General features: G+C 60.5%; 12 protein-coding genes. 4 read left to right on the forward strand and 8 right to left on the reverse strand.

Translation table 11 applies throughout. From position 1 onward, the window contains the following. Positions 1-395: IS3 family transposase (locus TG4357_RS17440; protein WP_144433931.1), on the forward strand; the 395-nt coding region annotated here is incomplete at its 5' end. A 397-nt stretch (positions 396-792) separates the two neighbouring features. Here the strand turns inward: TG4357_RS17440 and TG4357_RS17445 are convergent. The 7 genes from TG4357_RS17445 to TG4357_RS17475 form a co-directional block, all read right to left on the reverse strand. After that, positions 793-2,358: a gamma-glutamyltransferase gene (locus TG4357_RS17445; protein ID WP_058264202.1), complete on the reverse strand. Its 1,566-nt coding sequence runs from the start codon at positions 2,356-2,358 to the stop codon at positions 793-795. A 15-nt stretch (positions 2,359-2,373) separates the two neighbouring features. Further along, complete coding sequence (locus tag TG4357_RS17450; RefSeq protein ID WP_058264203.1) at positions 2,374-3,231, reverse strand: ABC transporter permease; 858 nt, start codon at positions 3,229-3,231, stop codon at positions 2,374-2,376. A gap of 61 nt (positions 3,232-3,292) precedes the next feature. Next, entirely contained in the window at positions 3,293-4,825 is a 1,533-nt protein-coding gene (locus TG4357_RS17455) for an ABC transporter substrate-binding protein (protein ID WP_058264204.1), read from the reverse strand. 42 nt (positions 4,826-4,867) lie between these two features. After that, entirely contained in the window at positions 4,868-5,815 is a 948-nt protein-coding gene (nikB, locus tag TG4357_RS17460) for a nickel ABC transporter permease (RefSeq protein WP_058264205.1), read from the reverse strand. After that, entirely contained in the window at positions 5,815-6,825 is a 1,011-nt protein-coding gene (locus TG4357_RS17465; protein WP_058264206.1) for an ABC transporter ATP-binding protein, read from the reverse strand. Before TG4357_RS17465 ends, nikB begins: the two co-directional genes overlap by 1 nt. Next, positions 6,818-7,804 carry an ABC transporter ATP-binding protein gene (locus TG4357_RS17470; protein WP_233487561.1) on the reverse strand — a complete coding sequence of 329 codons (987 nt, stop codon included), beginning with the start codon at positions 7,802-7,804 and terminating at the stop codon, positions 6,818-6,820. The genes TG4357_RS17465 and TG4357_RS17470 overlap by 8 nt, the downstream gene beginning before the upstream one ends. 90 nt (positions 7,805-7,894) lie before the next feature. Beyond that, positions 7,895-8,800, reverse strand: a complete 906-nt coding sequence (locus tag TG4357_RS17475; protein WP_058264207.1) for a LysR family transcriptional regulator — start codon at positions 8,798-8,800, stop codon at positions 7,895-7,897. Positions 8,801-9,275: 475 nt separating this feature from the next. On the opposite strand from TG4357_RS17475, the gene TG4357_RS17480 reads away from it, so the two are divergent. Together TG4357_RS17480 and TG4357_RS17485 are read left to right on the forward strand one after the other, a co-directional pair. Beyond that, positions 9,276-10,046: a helix-turn-helix transcriptional regulator gene (locus tag TG4357_RS17480; RefSeq protein ID WP_058264208.1), complete on the forward strand. Its 771-nt coding sequence runs from the start codon at positions 9,276-9,278 to the stop codon at positions 10,044-10,046. 4 nt (positions 10,047-10,050) lie between these two features. Further along, the gene (locus TG4357_RS17485; RefSeq protein WP_058264209.1) at positions 10,051-10,974 is read left to right on the forward strand and encodes a glucokinase; all 924 of its coding nucleotides are present in this window, start codon (positions 10,051-10,053) and stop codon (positions 10,972-10,974) included. Here TG4357_RS17485 and TG4357_RS17490 read toward each other — a convergent pair. Beyond that, the gene (locus TG4357_RS17490; protein WP_058264210.1) at positions 10,971-11,459 is read right to left on the reverse strand and encodes an Lrp/AsnC family transcriptional regulator; all 489 of its coding nucleotides are present in this window, start codon (positions 11,457-11,459) and stop codon (positions 10,971-10,973) included. The two genes, TG4357_RS17485 and TG4357_RS17490, sit on opposite strands and share 4 nt — an antisense overlap. Before the next feature lie 119 nt (positions 11,460-11,578). On the opposite strand from TG4357_RS17490, the gene putA reads away from it, so the two are divergent. Next, on the forward strand, positions 11,579-15,031 hold the full coding sequence (putA, locus tag TG4357_RS17495) for a bifunctional proline dehydrogenase/L-glutamate gamma-semialdehyde dehydrogenase PutA (protein WP_058264211.1): 3,453 nt from the start codon (positions 11,579-11,581) through the stop codon (positions 15,029-15,031). The last annotated feature ends 25 nt before the right edge of the window (positions 15,032-15,056 follow it).

The following is a 15,056-nucleotide window of genomic DNA, read 5'->3' on the forward strand; positions in this document are numbered from 1 at the left end:
GGCGTATCATCGGTTGGGCTGTCAGCAATCGCATGAAGCGTGACCTGGCGATCCGGGCTCTGAAAATGGCCATCGCTTTCCGAGCGCCACCAAAGGGCTGCATCTTCCACAGCGACAGGGGCAGCCAATACTGTTCGCATGACTACCAGAAGATCCTGCGCCAGCATGGCTTCAAAGTCTCCATGAGCGGCAAAGGTAATTGTTATGACAATGCGGCCGTCGAGACATTCTTCAAAACCATCAAGGCCGAGCTGATCTGGCGGCGGTCATGGGCAACCAGGCGGCAAACTGAGATGGCTATCTTCGAATACATCAATGGCTTCTATAATCCGCGCCGACGCCATTCAGCACTGGGCTGGAAAAGCCCCGTCGCTTTTGAGCGGAAGGTGGCTTAAACGAGCACTTGGGGCGGCACGAAACCGTGACAGGTCCAGCCCGTTGGCACGCAGGATCAGCGGGTGAGGTCGATCCCGGAGATTTCGGGATGGGCCAGAGCCAGCATAGAGAACCTGGGGATCAGATCCACGAGCGCTGCGACATTCACAACCGCAGCGCCGCGGATCCTGATCACCGTATTCGCCCGCCAGTCTACGCGAGATCAAAGTTCCGCGTGACGGCGTTTGTTCTACCTGCACCGATCAGCGTCAACACCCGTCGGGCTTCGGTCGCAGCTGGATAAAAAATCATTTGCATTTTACGTCCGCATTCAGACGGTGTAGCCTGTTGAACCGGATTTCGGTCACAGGCCACCTTTCCTTGAAAATCACCGTTTCAATGTTTCTGCCTTTGTTCTCACGCAAAGGCCACTGTGCCATCCCATGCGTCATCAGCCGCTCCGGTCATCTGGCCTGATGCGTCGACGCCAACGGCGTGAACGATTCCAAGATGGTTAAGATGACCACGCTCGGAAAGTTCCGGGGAAAATCCCCGCGCCGTCAACTCCGCGATGACCTCTGTCCCGATATCCCGGTGTACCCGCGGTCGGTCGTCTTTCAAATTGACCCGCGGCCGGGCCACAGCCTCTTGCAGGTCCAACCCCCGGTCGATCACGTTCGCGATCACCTGGACGATTGCACCGGGGATCCGTTCGGACCCGGCTGCACCGATCGTCAAGATGGGATGGCCGTTCCGGCTGACAATGACCGGTGCCATTTCGGTCACGTCGCGCAGGCCCGGGGCCGGGTCGGTTTCCATACGATAGCTTTTCGCGGGCAGCAGCCCAAAGGTCGGCTCTATACATCTAAGGCCGAAATGCGGCCCGATCGAACAGGTCAACGCCACACTGGCACCGCTGGCATCCAGCGTCGAAAGATGGGTGGTGTCCTGATCCTCTTCGACCACGCATTCCGGTTCGGTCCCGGCGCGGTGCTGGACCATGTTGGCCGGCTGGCTCAGTTCTTTTCGGATGGCTTCCGCACGACTGGCCACGAAGTCCGGGGACACCAGCATTTCCAAGGCCAGGCCGTCGGGCTTGGGTTCAAGCGTGCCAAGACGTTGCGGGCGGTCGGCGAAACAGGTCCGGATGGTCAGGATCAGCCGCAGCGCTTCGTCGGCGGTCATGTTCGATCCGAAAGCCGGAAACTGATCGAGGATCATCAACATCTGGATCAGGCTGTGCCCCCAGCCTTGCCGCCCGATCGTCGAAACCGTGCAATCACGAAACCGCCCATGCAGCAATTCGCCTTCGCGCGCGTCGTTCCCAGCAAGATCGGCGGGCGTCCAATAGCCGCCGTTGTCGCGGACACCTGCCACGAGTTGCCGCGCCGTTTCCCCTTGGGTGATGGCCGCCGCACCGTTATTTGCGAAATCCCTGAGCAGCGCGCCCAGGCGCGGATGCCGGAAATCCATGCCGTCGCCGGGCCGCGAATAGGTCATTGCCTGATTGGCGGCAAGCTGGTCGGCCCTGAGCGCCCATACCGCGCTCAGGTGTTCCGGGGGTCGGAAACCCTGCTCGGCGAGTTTGATCGCCGGGCTGGCAACTTCTCCGAGGGGCAACCGGCCAAAACGCCGATGCAACTGGCCAAGCGCCTGAGGAAGCCCCGGAATGCCCGCACAAGCAAGCCCCGTCATTTCGCCCGCGATGTCCGGGGGCAGGGGGATGCTCGATGGGGCCGCACTTGCCCCGTCAATGGCTGCAAATGCGCCGTTCGAACCCCGCACAAGGATCTGCGCCCGTCCCAGTAGGCTGGCATTCGCCGGGTCGCTGACGCAGATCGCAAGCGTTGCCGCAACCGCCGCATCCGCCGCACTTCCCCCCTTGCGCAGGATTTCTGCGCCCGCTTCAGCGGCATAGGGGGAGCCGGCCGCAACCACCCCGGCATGGATACCCCTGCCGGCCTTATCGTTCATTTCGGTCATGATTGTCTCCGCCTGTTAACGCCTGGCGCTCTGAGTTCTCGGGTCAAGGACGTCGCGCAGCCCGTCGCCCAGTAGGTTGAAACCCATAACGGTTATGAAGATCGCTGCACCGGAATAGATCGCGGCCGCAGGAGCCACTTCCATGAAACTGCGCGCTTCGTTCAGCATCCGCCCCCAGGACGGTGCCGGAGGCGGCAGGCCAAGGCCGAGGAAGCTCAGCCCTGCCTCGCCCAGGATCGCAGTGGGGAATTTCAGCGTGGTCTGGATCAGGATCGGGCCGATGCAGTTCGGCAAGACATCCTGAACAAGGATCACCGTCGGCCGTTTGCCCAATGCACGGGCGGCCAGCACATAGTCGCTTTCCTTGCGTTGCAGGACGGATGCCCGCACCACGCGTGCAAAGCGCGGGATGCCGACAATGGTTAGGGCGATCACGATTGCCGTCATCGTCCCGCCGAATGCCGCGACCAGTGCAATCGCCAGCAAAAGCCCGGGAAAAGCCATCAGCGCATCCATTCCGCGCATGATCACGACATCAGTCATCCCCCCGACATAGCCCGACAGCGCACCAAGCCCGACCCCGAGGATCAGAGACGCGAAAGTGACATAAAACCCGACACGCAAGGAGATAGAGCCGCCATAGACGATCCGTGTCAGGATATCGCGGCCGAACTGGTCGGTGCCCAGAAGATGCGCCGCCGAACTGCCCTGAAGCGCATTGCGCACATCCATTTTGTTCGGGTCCCAAGGTAACACCCAAGGCAACAGAACCGTGGCGAGGACTAGGACGCTGACCAGCACCACCCCGATCATCGCCAATCGATTGCGCCTAAGCTTGCGGAGCAGAAGTTTAGTTTCCGGCGAGATCATCATGACCGTGCTTTCTCGTAGCGAAGTGGTGGAGTGGCGGGCCCCGCAAGGCCCGCCGCTTGTATCAGCGGTTCAGCCAGACGAAGGCCAGACCGCCCTCGGCATTGGCCAGGTTGCCCTCACGATCGGTGCGGAAATCCTTGACGTCCGACCGCCATGCCAGGGTCTTGGGCGCGAAATAAAGCATCGAATGCGGAACCTCTGCCTGGATGATGTCGAACACCTTCTGGTAAATCGCCTTGCGCGCGGCGGCATCGCTTTCGACACGCCCCTGCGCGATCAGCGCTTCGACCTCGGCATTCTCGTAGCCACCGGCGAAATAGTTCGCAGGGCCTGACTTGACGTAGAAGCGGCCATAGCGGCTGTCGGGATCGGCGTACCAACCGGCACCCGAAATCACCATGTGGTATTCCCCCGCCTTCATCCGTTCCTTAAGCGCCGCCCAGTCGGACACTTCGATCTTGGCGTCGAAGCCTGCTTCGATCAGCTGTGCCTGAACCATCTGGGCATCGTCGAGATAGGTCGACCGGCTTTCAATGGTGATCGGAAGCCCATCGGGATAACCCGCCTCGGTCAGAAGCGCCTTGACCCGGTCCAGATCGCGAACCGGGGCCGGCCCGTCCATCCGCCAGAAACTGTTCTTGTCCCAGGTTTGGTTGTCCACATGGCCAAAACCGAAAGTACGCGCCAACATGATCTCTTCCCGATCCAGCGCGGCATCGACCGCTTGTCGGACCAGAACGTTGTCGAACGGCGCCGCCGCGTTGTTCATGATCGCAATGCGCCACTTGTTGCCTTGTTCCGCTTTGATTTCGAACCCGCGGTCGGTATCGGCCAGAAGGGACGGAAGAAGCTGCGCAGGCACCGAGGTGATGATATCGACGGCACCGGTCCTGAGCGCGGTCATCCGTGCCGCGTCATCGCTGACCGGAAGAAACACGATCTCATCCACATGCGGCGCATCGGCCTGCCAGTAGTCGGCGAATTTCGACACTGTAAGATGGTCGTTCTTGACCCATTCGACATAGGTGAACGGGCCGGTGCCAATCGGTTGGGTGATGGTGCCGTCGGCATTGACGCTTTCGGGCGGGATGATCGCGGCCCAGACGCCTGCAAGGTTGGACAGCAATGGTGCGAAAGGTGCGTTCAAGTGCAGCGCCACGGTGTAATTGTCGATCACCTCGACATGATCCACCGGTTCCAGAGCGACGCGCCGACGTGAGCCGGTATTGGGATCGAGGATCCGCTCGATCGAAAACTTGACGTCCTCGGCCGTCATTTCGCGGCCATTATGGAATTTCACACCTTCTTGCAGGTCAAAAGTATAGACCAACCCGTCTTCGGAAATGGTCCAGCTCTTGGCCAGCCAGGGAACGAGGTTCAGGTTGATGTCGTAGTTCAGCAGACCCTCGCCGACCTGGCCAAGCACCCATTCGGTGTAAAACCCTTGCAGCACATGCGGGTCCAGCCCGTTGGTTACATTGGTAGAGGCGATACCGACCTTCAGCGTTCCACCGTCTTGCGGCGTTTCCGCCTGCGCAGGGCTGGAGAACACCAGCCCGGCCAGCGCCAGTGAAGTAAGTAGATGTTTCAGCATATTATTTTCTCCTACTGTTGGGGAATGACCGGTTCTTGCCGGTCAATTTAGTTTCACGCGTGGGTCGAGGAACCGGTAACTGATGTCGACCAGCAGGCTGACTGCAACATAGACAAGGGCTGCAAACAGCACGACGCCTTGGATCAGTGCATAGTCGCGTTCGTAAACAGCGGTCACGGCGAGCTTGCCGATACCGGGCCAGGCAAAGATGGTTTCGGTCAACACCGCGCCTTCAAGCAGCCCGCCGAATTGCAATCCGATGATGGTGACGGTGGGGATCATGGCGTTTTTCAGAACATGCAGGCCGATGACAATACGTTCGGGGGCCCCTTTGGCACGGGCCGTGCGCACATATTCTTGTGACATCTGTTCGATCATCTCGGCCCGCACCAGCCGGGTGAGATTGGCGGCCATCGCGGTCCCAAGTGTCAGTGCCGGCATGATCAGGTGCTTCGTGGCCGTCCACGGGTCTTCGAAGAACGGGACATATCCCATCGACGGCAGCAGGCCGAGCATCTGCGAGAAGAACAGGATCAACAGGATCCCGAACCAGAAATTCGGTACCGAGATGCCAAAAAGTGCGATCCCCATCGCCCCGAAATCAAGCAGTGATCCGCGATAAAGCGCTGCGACGATACCCGCCGGGATCGAGATCACGATCGCGACGATGGCGCTGGCAAAGGCCAGAAGCAGTGTCGCGGGAAACCGGTCCGCGATCATATCCAGGATCGGTTCCTTGGTGTAAAGCGAACTGCCGAAATCACCAGTCAGGATGTTTCCGAGCCAAGTGAAATACTGAACGACGATTGGCTGATCCAGACCGTATTTGGCCCGCAGAACCGCTTCGACCACGGGGTCAGTGTGACCTTCGCCCATCAACACATCGACCGGATCGCCGGGCACAAGATGGACAAGCGAAAACACCAGAACCGACAGGATAAGCAGGACCGGAACGAGTTGTAACAGTCGACGAAGAATGAATTTAAGCATCACTTGGTTCCTTCCGCCGAATCCCAGATCGGCCCGCGCATCACGTCATCAAGCCGGGCGCAGGCGGCGGAACGCCTATCGCCGGCCGGGGTCATTGCCGGAACCGATTGCGCACAGATCGGGGCAGCATGAGGACACCGCGTCCGGAAGGCGCAACCTGATGGCGGGGTCAGGGGACTCGGCACGTCGCCTTCGAGCAAGGTATGTTGACCCGGATGCGCCGGATCTGGGATCGGCACCGCCGAAATCAGCGCGCGGGTGTAGGGATGGGCCGGATCCGAGAAAACAGCCTCGGTTGGGCCGGTTTCGACGACCCGGCCAAGATACATCACCGTCAGCCGGTCGCAAAAGGACCGCACCACGGCAAGATTGTGCGAGATGAACAGAAAGCTCAGCCCGAAATCCGCCCGCAATTCGCTGAGCAAATTAAGAATTTGCGCCTGTACCGATACGTCGAGCGCCGAAACCGCTTCGTCCGCGATCAGCAGCTTCGGCTCAGGGGCAAGTGCGCGCGCGATGCATATACGCTGTCGCTGGCCGCCGGAAAATTCGTGCGGATAGCGGCTGTAATCGGCCGCTTTCAACCCGACCCGTTCCAGAAGCGCCTCGGCCCTCTTGCGCCGGTCCGGTCCTTTCAACCCATCGGCAATTGACGCCCCGACGATGCGGCGCGGGTTCAGCGCCCCGAACGGGTCCTGAAGCACGATCTGCATGTCGCGCCGCAGCGCCCTGAGGTCGGCGGAACGGGCCGAACCGACATCGCGCCCCATAAACGTGACGCGCCCGGCAGAAGGTTCATAAAGATGCAAAATCGCCCGCGCCAAGGTCGATTTCCCGCAGCCGCTTTCGCCGACAATGCCCAGGCTTTCGCCCGGATAGAGCGTAAGACTTACATCCTCGACCGCATGGAGCCATTGCGAAGGACGTCCCAGAACGTCCGAGGCGACCGCAAACCGCTGGACCAGTCCTTCGACTTCCAGAAGCGGGGCGTTCAGATTAGATTCATTCATAAAGCCAGCACCTTACCATACGTCCCTCGCCAACCCGGACCGGCGGATCGGTTTCACATTTTTCCGTCGAATGGGAACAGCGCGCACGAAAAGGACAGCCCTCGGGCAACTGCCGCATCGATGGCGCGCTGCCTTCCATTGTGGGCATCGGCTGGCCGTCGGGGACGCGATCGACCCGCGGAACCGAGGCGAGCAATCCACGGGTGTAGGGATGTCGGGGATCCGCGAACAAAGCGGCCGTTGGGGCTTCTTCGACGATCCGGCCAGCATACATGACGGCTATCCGATTTGCGGTTTCCGCCACCACACCGATATCGTGGGTGATCAGGACCACCGCGGTGCCAAACTCTTCGCGCAACTGGTCAATCAGGGCAAGGATCTGCGCCTGAACGGTCACGTCAAGCGCCGTGGTCGGTTCGTCCGCCACCAGAACCGCCGGATTGCACGACAGCGCCATTGCGATCATGACCCGCTGACGCATGCCACCCGACAATTCGTGCGGGTACTGGCGCAGCCGACGCTCTGCGTCGGACATTCCGACGCGGCCCAGCATCTTTGCTGCGTGTTCGCGTGCGGCCCGCTTGCCCATCGACGTGTGCAGACGGATTGCTTCGATCAGCTGATAACCGACCGTCAAAACCGGGTTGAGCGAAGTCATCGGTTCCTGAAAGATCATCGCGATTTTGTGGCCGCGGACCCGCGCCATTTCGGCCCTGCCCATTTCCGTCAGCCGGGCGGAATCAAGGACGATCTCACCGCCTACAATCGGGGTCAACCCGAGCAACGACAGCGCAACCGTCGACTTGCCGCAACCCGACTCTCCGACGATGGCATAGGTTTCGCGCGGGGCCAGATCGAAGGTCACGCCATTGACTGCATGAATCGACGCCTCGTCCATGTCGTAGCGCACAACTAGATCGCGCACGGTCAGCACTGCGGTGTCATTTTCTGGCAGTTCGATTTCAGCGGCAGTGTTCAACGGGTTCTTCCTCCATTTGCGGATAGAAAAACCATGGAACGATGGTCCTGCAACCTTATTACCGCAGGTAAATTCCGCATTACCTTGCGGTCAGAAAAACGTCTGTTTGGCCATGTCAGAGGTCGAACAGTCGCTTATAATTTTTGCAAACGCCTCGCTTTCGGCCGTTCGTTCGTAACTCGCCGGCCGAATCAGTGCCAGCTGATGGCGCAGTTCGGGGCGGAACGGCGCGACGGCGACTCTCTCACTATTGAGATCGCGCGCCATGAGGCTGTTGACGATGGTCACGCCCCGACCACTTTCCACCAGCTTGACGGCCAGAGCCACGCTTGGCGTTTCAACGGTCACAAAGGGGGTGACGCGTGCCTGTCTGAAGGCGTGTTCGATGGGAAACCGGGCCGGATCGGTTTTTGACAACATGATCATCCGTTCCCCTGCCAGATCCTCCGGGCCGATCATGTCCCGGTCCGCCAGCGGATGATCCGATGGCAGAACGCAGACACTTGGAAACCAATCAAGCGGTTCCGTTTCTATCCCCGGGTGCTCGACGGGCAGAAACAACAGCGCCAGTTCCAGTTTGCGGCTCGCGACCTGGTCAACCAGAATCCGGGTCGGACGCGGTTCTATGGTCAGCCTGACATCCGGCCAAGCGCTTGAAAACGCCCCGACTGCCCGCGGGATCAGGGTATGGATCAGGCTCTGGGCACATCCGAATTTCAGCTCTCCGGCGCGTTTGTCCAAAAGGTCCGCAGTAATCCGCCTGAGATTGTTCATGCCAGCAAGGACCGTCTGGACTTCCTGCCGGATCGCATTGGCGGATCGCGTGGGGACAAGACGTCCGCCGACACGGTTGAACAGCGGGTATCCCAACTTGTCCTCAAGCCGTCCCAGCGTGCGGCTGATCGCGGGCTGGCCGACCCCAAGAAGCTTTGCGGCTTCCGAAACGGTTCCGGTCTCGAAAATCGCCGCTAATGCTTCCAGTTCACGCAGTCTCATATAATTCCCGCCGTTTGTTTTATTGGCTATCTCTGTCGTTTCAACGTTCAACGAAGCTTTACTCAGTCGCTGCACAATCGGCAACCTGACTGCAGCGTAAGCGGGTAGGTGACGTGACGCAGCATGCAAAACGCCTGCGGAATGCGGGTTGCGGTCGGTTCCCATTTTTAGACCGTATTAAAACAATGCCTTAGTTTCAAAATTGCGTTTTCTCGATTGCCCCGTCGCCGCCCCTTGAGGGGTGTTTTTTAGCCCGGTTGCGCAGCGTCGGTTCCCCGGTCGTTCCGCTGACATCCGTGATGGTTGAAAATCTCGTCGCCATGTCGATCAGGGGCTTTTATAAAGCTATGAAACAGCGTTCAATGCGCTGGCTTCCAAAGCTGCGCCAAGCCTGAAAAGTTTGCCATCCAAGCGCTCGCAGCAGCGTTTGCGCGCGGGGCAAGGCGTGACTATCCATTGATCCAGATCGGTTAAGATGACGCAATCCTCGGCCACGCCAAACGAACTCGCCAAAGCAATCCGATCGATTGGATCGGCGGATTTCATTCCTGCGGTGCTGGATTACATGCGAACGGTAACGCCGTTTCGCGGCGCCTTTGTCACCCTGCTCAGTCCCGGCAGGCTGCCCGAGCACATTTATGACAATGTCAGACAGGAACGGCGTTCTGTCGTGGTTGACCGCTGGCTTGACCGCGCCTGGTTGCTGGACCCTTTTGTGGTAACTTTCATTAGCGACCGGTTCGATCCCATCATGGTGTTGGACGATGTTGCGCCGGACCGGTTTGCTCAGACCGACTATTTCAACATCTATTACAAATCCGTGCGTCTGAAAGATGAACTGGCGGTTTTCGTGCCCCTTTCGGACAGCACGCTTTTCTTTTCTCTGGGCCGGTTGGTCGGGGAAATGCGGTTCTCGCGGCGGGATGTGCGGCGGCTGCTGGAGGCTCATCAAGTCGTTTCGGCCCTGTGCGAACAGCATTTCCATCGCAGCCCGCGCAATGCGCCGAACCAATTGAGCGGCGCGATGCGGTTGGATACCGTGATTGAAAAACTCTGTAACGGCCTGACCCGCCGTGAAATCGAAATCGTTCAGCACCTGCTGCGCGGTCATTCCAGCCAATCGATCGCCCTGTTGCTGGACCTGTCGCCCGCAACCGTCAAAGTGCACCGTAAAAACATCTATCGCAAACTGGGAATCTCGTCTCAGTCCGCGCTGTTTTCGATCTTTTTGCAGTCGGTGATCTGATCCGATGCGTCTGGTGGCCGATATCGGCGGGACCAATTCCCGGCTTGCATTGGCGCGACAGGGCAGGGTGCAGCCCGGCACCGCCCGCAGCTATCGCAACGATGATTTTTCCGGCTTCGATGCGGTGACGGATCGGTTTCTGGCCGATATCGGCAAACCCCGGATCACCGAAGTCGTGGTGGCGGTGGCCGGGCCGGTCATCGGCACGTGTGCGCGGCTGACCAACCGGGACTGGTCTTTCGACGCCGCCTTGATCACGGACCGGTTGGGTGCGGCGCGGGGGCGTCTGATCAACGATCTGACCGCGTTGGGCTATGCGGTGCCGGTGCTGGAGAACCGGCACTTGCACCCGGTTGCTGCGGGCATTGTGCCGGACGGACCGGTCCGGCAATCGCTGGTCGTCGGCATCGGCACCGGTTTCAATGTCAGCCCGGTGATTCAGTCGGGCGATATGGTCCTGTGTCCCGATGTGGAAATGGGGCATGTGACATTGCCCACGGGCGTTGCGGCCGCGCTGGAAACACGGCAACCGGGGCTGTCACTTGGCTTTCCGACGGTCGAGGATTGCTTTTCCGGGCGCGGCCTGACGCGTCTTTGCGCGGCGCTGACCGGGCAGGGCGATCTGTCACCCGCACAAATCGTCGAAGCCTATGGCATCGTTGCCGACCTGACCGAAGCGGTGGATTTCTACGCCGATCTGATCGGCTGTCTGCTGCGTGATCTGCTGTTGGCCTATATGCCGATGGCGGGGATCTATTTCGCTGGCAGCGTGGCCCGCGCGCTGCTGTCGCTGCCTGCCGCATCGCGGCTAAACACAACGTTCCAACATCCGTTCGATATCAATATCCGGGTGCAATGCCCGCTCTGGATCATCGCAGACGATCGCGCCGGATTGCTGGGATGCAGCCGGATCGCGCCGATGCCCTAGGGCAGGTTCATGTCGGTTCCGGTTTCCTTCACCGCCTCCATCGCCACATAGGTCGAACTGGACGCGACATGGGGCAGGGTGGAAATGCTTTCGCTCAGCACCCGGCGATAATCGCCGATATCGCGCGCCCGCACCTTGATCAGGTAATCGAACCCGCCCGCGATCATGTGGCATTCTTCCACTTCGGGGATCTTGCGGATCGCGGTATTGAACGCCGACAGCGCCGCTTCGCGAGTGTCGCTGAGCTTGAGTTCGATAAAGGCGACATGATCCAGCCCCAGCTTCTTGGTCGATAACTGCGCCCGGTAGCCAAGGATATACCCGTCTTTTTCCAACCGCCGGACCCGCGCCAGAACCGGGGTTTTTGACAACCCGACCCGCTGCGCCAGATCGGTCATCGAAACTCGCGCCTCGACCAAAAGAATCTGCAAAATGCGGCGGTCGAACCTGTCCAGCTCGGACAGGGTTTCGCTCTTCTGCGTCATTGGTCCAAAAATCCCGAATATTATGGTCTGATCGACTACAAAGCTAATCTGTATGGGCGAAAAGAACAATATTTTTGCGATATCATCATCGAAACGTCACCCCTATCTCCGAGGCCAGCATGATCGACCTTGATCCCCGTTGGGACCGCAACAAACGTCAAGATGAAACCGCAACCGTCACCGCGCTGATCGCGCAGGCGGATCTTGATGCCACCGCGCGGCAGGCGATTACCGCCCGCGCGGCCAAACTGGTCAGCCGTATCCGAACCGACGCGGCGCCGGGATTGATGGAAGTGTTCCTGGCCGAATACGGTTTGTCCACCGACGAAGGCATCGCGCTGATGTGTCTGGCCGAAGCGCTGCTGCGGGTGCCCGATTCCGTCACCATCGACGCATTGATCGAAGACAAGATCGCACCGTCGGACTGGGGCAAACATCTGGGTCATTCGGCGTCGCCGCTGGTCAATGCTTCGACCTGGGGCTTGATGCTGACCGGGCGGGTGCTGAAAACCGACGCGCCGGGGATTGCCGGGCATCTGCGCCACGCGGTCAAGCGGCTGGGCGAACCGGTGATCCGCACCGCCGTGGGCCGCGCCATGCGCGAAATGGGCCGTCAATTCGTGTTGGGGCAGGACATCACGGCGGCGATGGACCGCGCCAAGGGGCAAGAAGCCAAAGGCTATACCTATTCCTACGACATGCTGGGCGAAGCGGCGATGACGCAGGAAGACGCCGAACGCTACACCGTGTCCTATGCCAGCGCGATCAAAGCGATCGCCAAGGGCTGCACACGGTCCGATATCCGGTCCAATCCCGGGATTTCGGTCAAGCTTTCGGCGCTGCATCCGCGCTACGAAGTCGCCAAAACCGACCGGGTGATAAAGGAACTGGTCCCGGTGCTACGCGATCTGGCCCGGCAGGCGGCCAAAGCGGGCATGGGGTTCAATATCGACGCCGAAGAAGCCGACCGCCTTGGACTGTCGCTGAAAGTGATCGAAGCGGTGCTCTGTGATCCCGAATTGGCCGGTTGGGACGGGTTCGGCGTGGTGGTACAGGCCTATGGCCGCCGCGCTTCAGACGTTCTTGACGGGCTATACGAATTGGTCGACCGTCTGGATCGCCGCATCATGGTGCGGCTGGTCAAAGGTGCCTATTGGGATACCGAAATCAAACATGCGCAGGTCGAAGGGTTGACCGATTTCCCGGTCTTCAGCCGCAAATCGGCCACCGATGTCAGCTATATCGCCAATGCGCGCAAATTGCTGCGGATGACCGACCGGATTTATCCGCAATTCGCCACCCATAACGCCCATACCGTGGCTGCGGTGCTGGAAATGGCGGCGGACCTACCGCGCGACGCCTTCGAATTTCAACGCCTGCATGGCATGGGCGAAGCGCTGCACGGTCTGGTGCTGCGCGACGAAGCCACCAAATGCCGGATCTACGCACCGGTCGGGGCCCATCGTGACCTGCTGGCCTATCTGGTGCGTCGGCTGTTGGAAAACGGGGCCAATTCTTCCTTCGTCAATCAGATCGTCGACGAAGACATCCCTGCCGAAACCGTCGCCGCTTGTCCCTTCGCCCAACTGGACCGGGAATTGGCAGCGGGCGGGCCGGGTATCGCCACCGGCCCCAACCTGTTCGAGCCGGAGCGGCGCAATTCCGTTGGCTTCGATCTGTTCGACGTGACCGAACTGTCCCGGATCGACACCGCGCGCGACACCGATCATCCGACCTGTGCCGAACCGTTGCTTGCCGGTCCGTTGCTGGGGACTGCCCCGGTGCGGGCGAAAAATCCAGCTACCGGCGACGTGATCGGCAAAGTCGTCACCGCCACCGCCAAAGACGTCGAAACCGCGCTGGCGACGGCGAAACCCTGGGCCACCCCGGCGGCCAAACGCGCCGAAACCCTGCGCCAGGTGGCCGATCTTTATGAACAGAACTTCGGGGACATCTTTGCCCTGCTGGCGCGCGAAGCTGGCAAGACGCTGATAGATGCGGTCGGTGAATTGCGCGAAGCGGTCGATTTCCTGCGCTATTACGCGGTTCAGGCGGAAAAGCTGGATCATCCGGCGCGCGGCGTGTTCACCTGTATCAGCCCGTGGAATTTTCCGTTGGCGATCTTCACAGGGCAAATCGCGGCGGCGCTGGCGGCTGGAAACGGCGTATTGGCCAAACCGGCCGAAACCACGCCAATGATCGCGTCTTTCGCGGTTCGGCTGATGCACAAGGCCGGGATTCCGGCGGCGGCTTTGCAACTGGTGCCGGGCGAAGGTCGGGTGGTTGGCCGCGCGCTGACCTCGGACCCGCGGATTTCTGGTGTGGCCTTTACCGGCTCAACTGCGACGGCCCGGCAAATTCAGGCCGCGATGGCCGCAAACCTGACCCCCGGTGCGCCCTTGATCGCCGAAACCGGCGGTTTGAACGCGATGATCGTCGACAGCACCGCCTTGCCCGAACAAGCGGTCCGCGACATCGTCGCCTCGGCCTTCCAATCGGCCGGTCAGCGCTGTTCGGCGCTGCGTTGTCTTTACGTGCAGGAAGATATCGAACCGGCGTTCCGCAAAATGCTGATCGGCGCGATGAACGAATTGGCGCTGGGCGATCCTTGGGCGCTGGAAACCGATATCGGGCCGGTGATCACCGAAACCGCCCGTGCAGATATCGATACCTATATCGCAAACGCTCAAAAATCTGGACGCTTGCTGCACGCGCTGGCAACGCCGACCCGTGGCAATTTCGTCGCCCCGACGCTGATCCGGGTCAATGGCATTGCCGATCTGGACCGCGAAATATTCGGCCCGGTGCTGCATCTGGCGACCTTCAAGGCCAGCGAGGTCGACAAGGTCATCGCCGATGTAAACGCCACCGGCTACGGGTTGACCTTCGGGCTGCATACCCGGATCGACACAAGAGTGCAGGACATCGCCGACAGCGTGCATGCGGGAAATATTTACGTGAACCGCAATCAGATCGGTGCCATCGTCGGCAGTCAGCCGTTTGGCGGCGAAGGTCTGTCCGGCACCGGCCCGAAAGCGGGCGGCCCGAATTACCTGCCACGCTTTACCGCCGACAAGGTGGATCGGGTCGCGGCCCAGACCGGCAAACAGACCGATCGGCAACAGCTTGAAACCGCCATCAAGGCGGCGCAGACCGACTGTGCCAAGCTTGCCAAACGGCAAATCGACATGCCGGGGCCGACCGGCGAAATGAACCGTCTGACCTTGACCGCGCGCGGTCCGGTCCTCTGCCTTGGCCCGGGGCAGGACGCGGCGAAGGCTCAGGCGGCGCGGATCGGGGCGCTGGGCGGTGCTGCGGTCTCATTCGGTTCGGATACGGTGCCCGCCGATCTGCTGCGCGATATCGCCGGGATCGCCGGGGTGGTCTGGTGGGGGGATGCTGAAACCGCCACTGCTTATGCTGCGGCGCTGGCCGATCGCAGCGGCCCGCTGACCGCGCTGATCACCGATATGCCCGATACTGGCCACGCGGTGCATGAACGCCATCTGTGCGTCGACACCACCGCAGCGGGCGGCAATGCCAGCTTGCTGGCGGGGTTGGAAACGGTCTGACCCAATGCCGCTTTAGCTGGGGCGG

The sequence above is a fragment of the Thalassovita gelatinovora genome (genome assembly GCF_001458355.1).
Classification (GTDB): domain Bacteria; phylum Pseudomonadota; class Alphaproteobacteria; order Rhodobacterales; family Rhodobacteraceae; genus Thalassobius; species Thalassobius gelatinovorus.

Bases quoted from the DNA above. Each gene is read 5' to 3' on its own strand.
- TG4357_RS17485 (WP_058264209.1), top strand. From the start codon at position 10,051: ATGCGTCTGGTGGCCGATATCGGCGGGACCAATTCCCGGCTTGCATTG.
- TG4357_RS17445 (WP_058264202.1), bottom strand. From the start codon at position 2,358: ATGACCGAAATGAACGATAAGGCCGGCAGGGGTATCCATGCCGGGGTG.
- putA (WP_058264211.1), top strand. From the start codon at position 11,579: ATGATCGACCTTGATCCCCGTTGGGACCGCAACAAACGTCAAGATGAA.
- TG4357_RS17465 (WP_058264206.1), bottom strand. From the start codon at position 6,825: ATGAATGAATCTAATCTGAACGCCCCGCTTCTGGAAGTCGAAGGACTG.
- TG4357_RS17455 (WP_058264204.1), bottom strand. From the start codon at position 4,825: ATGCTGAAACATCTACTTACTTCACTGGCGCTGGCCGGGCTGGTGTTC.
- nikB (WP_058264205.1), bottom strand. From the start codon at position 5,815: ATGCTTAAATTCATTCTTCGTCGACTGTTACAACTCGTTCCGGTCCTG.
- TG4357_RS17480 (WP_058264208.1), top strand. From the start codon at position 9,276: ATGACGCAATCCTCGGCCACGCCAAACGAACTCGCCAAAGCAATCCGA.
- TG4357_RS17450 (WP_058264203.1), bottom strand. From the start codon at position 3,231: ATGATGATCTCGCCGGAAACTAAACTTCTGCTCCGCAAGCTTAGGCGC.
- TG4357_RS17490 (WP_058264210.1), bottom strand. From the start codon at position 11,459: ATGACGCAGAAGAGCGAAACCCTGTCCGAGCTGGACAGGTTCGACCGC.
- TG4357_RS17475 (WP_058264207.1), bottom strand. From the start codon at position 8,800: ATGAGACTGCGTGAACTGGAAGCATTAGCGGCGATTTTCGAGACCGGA.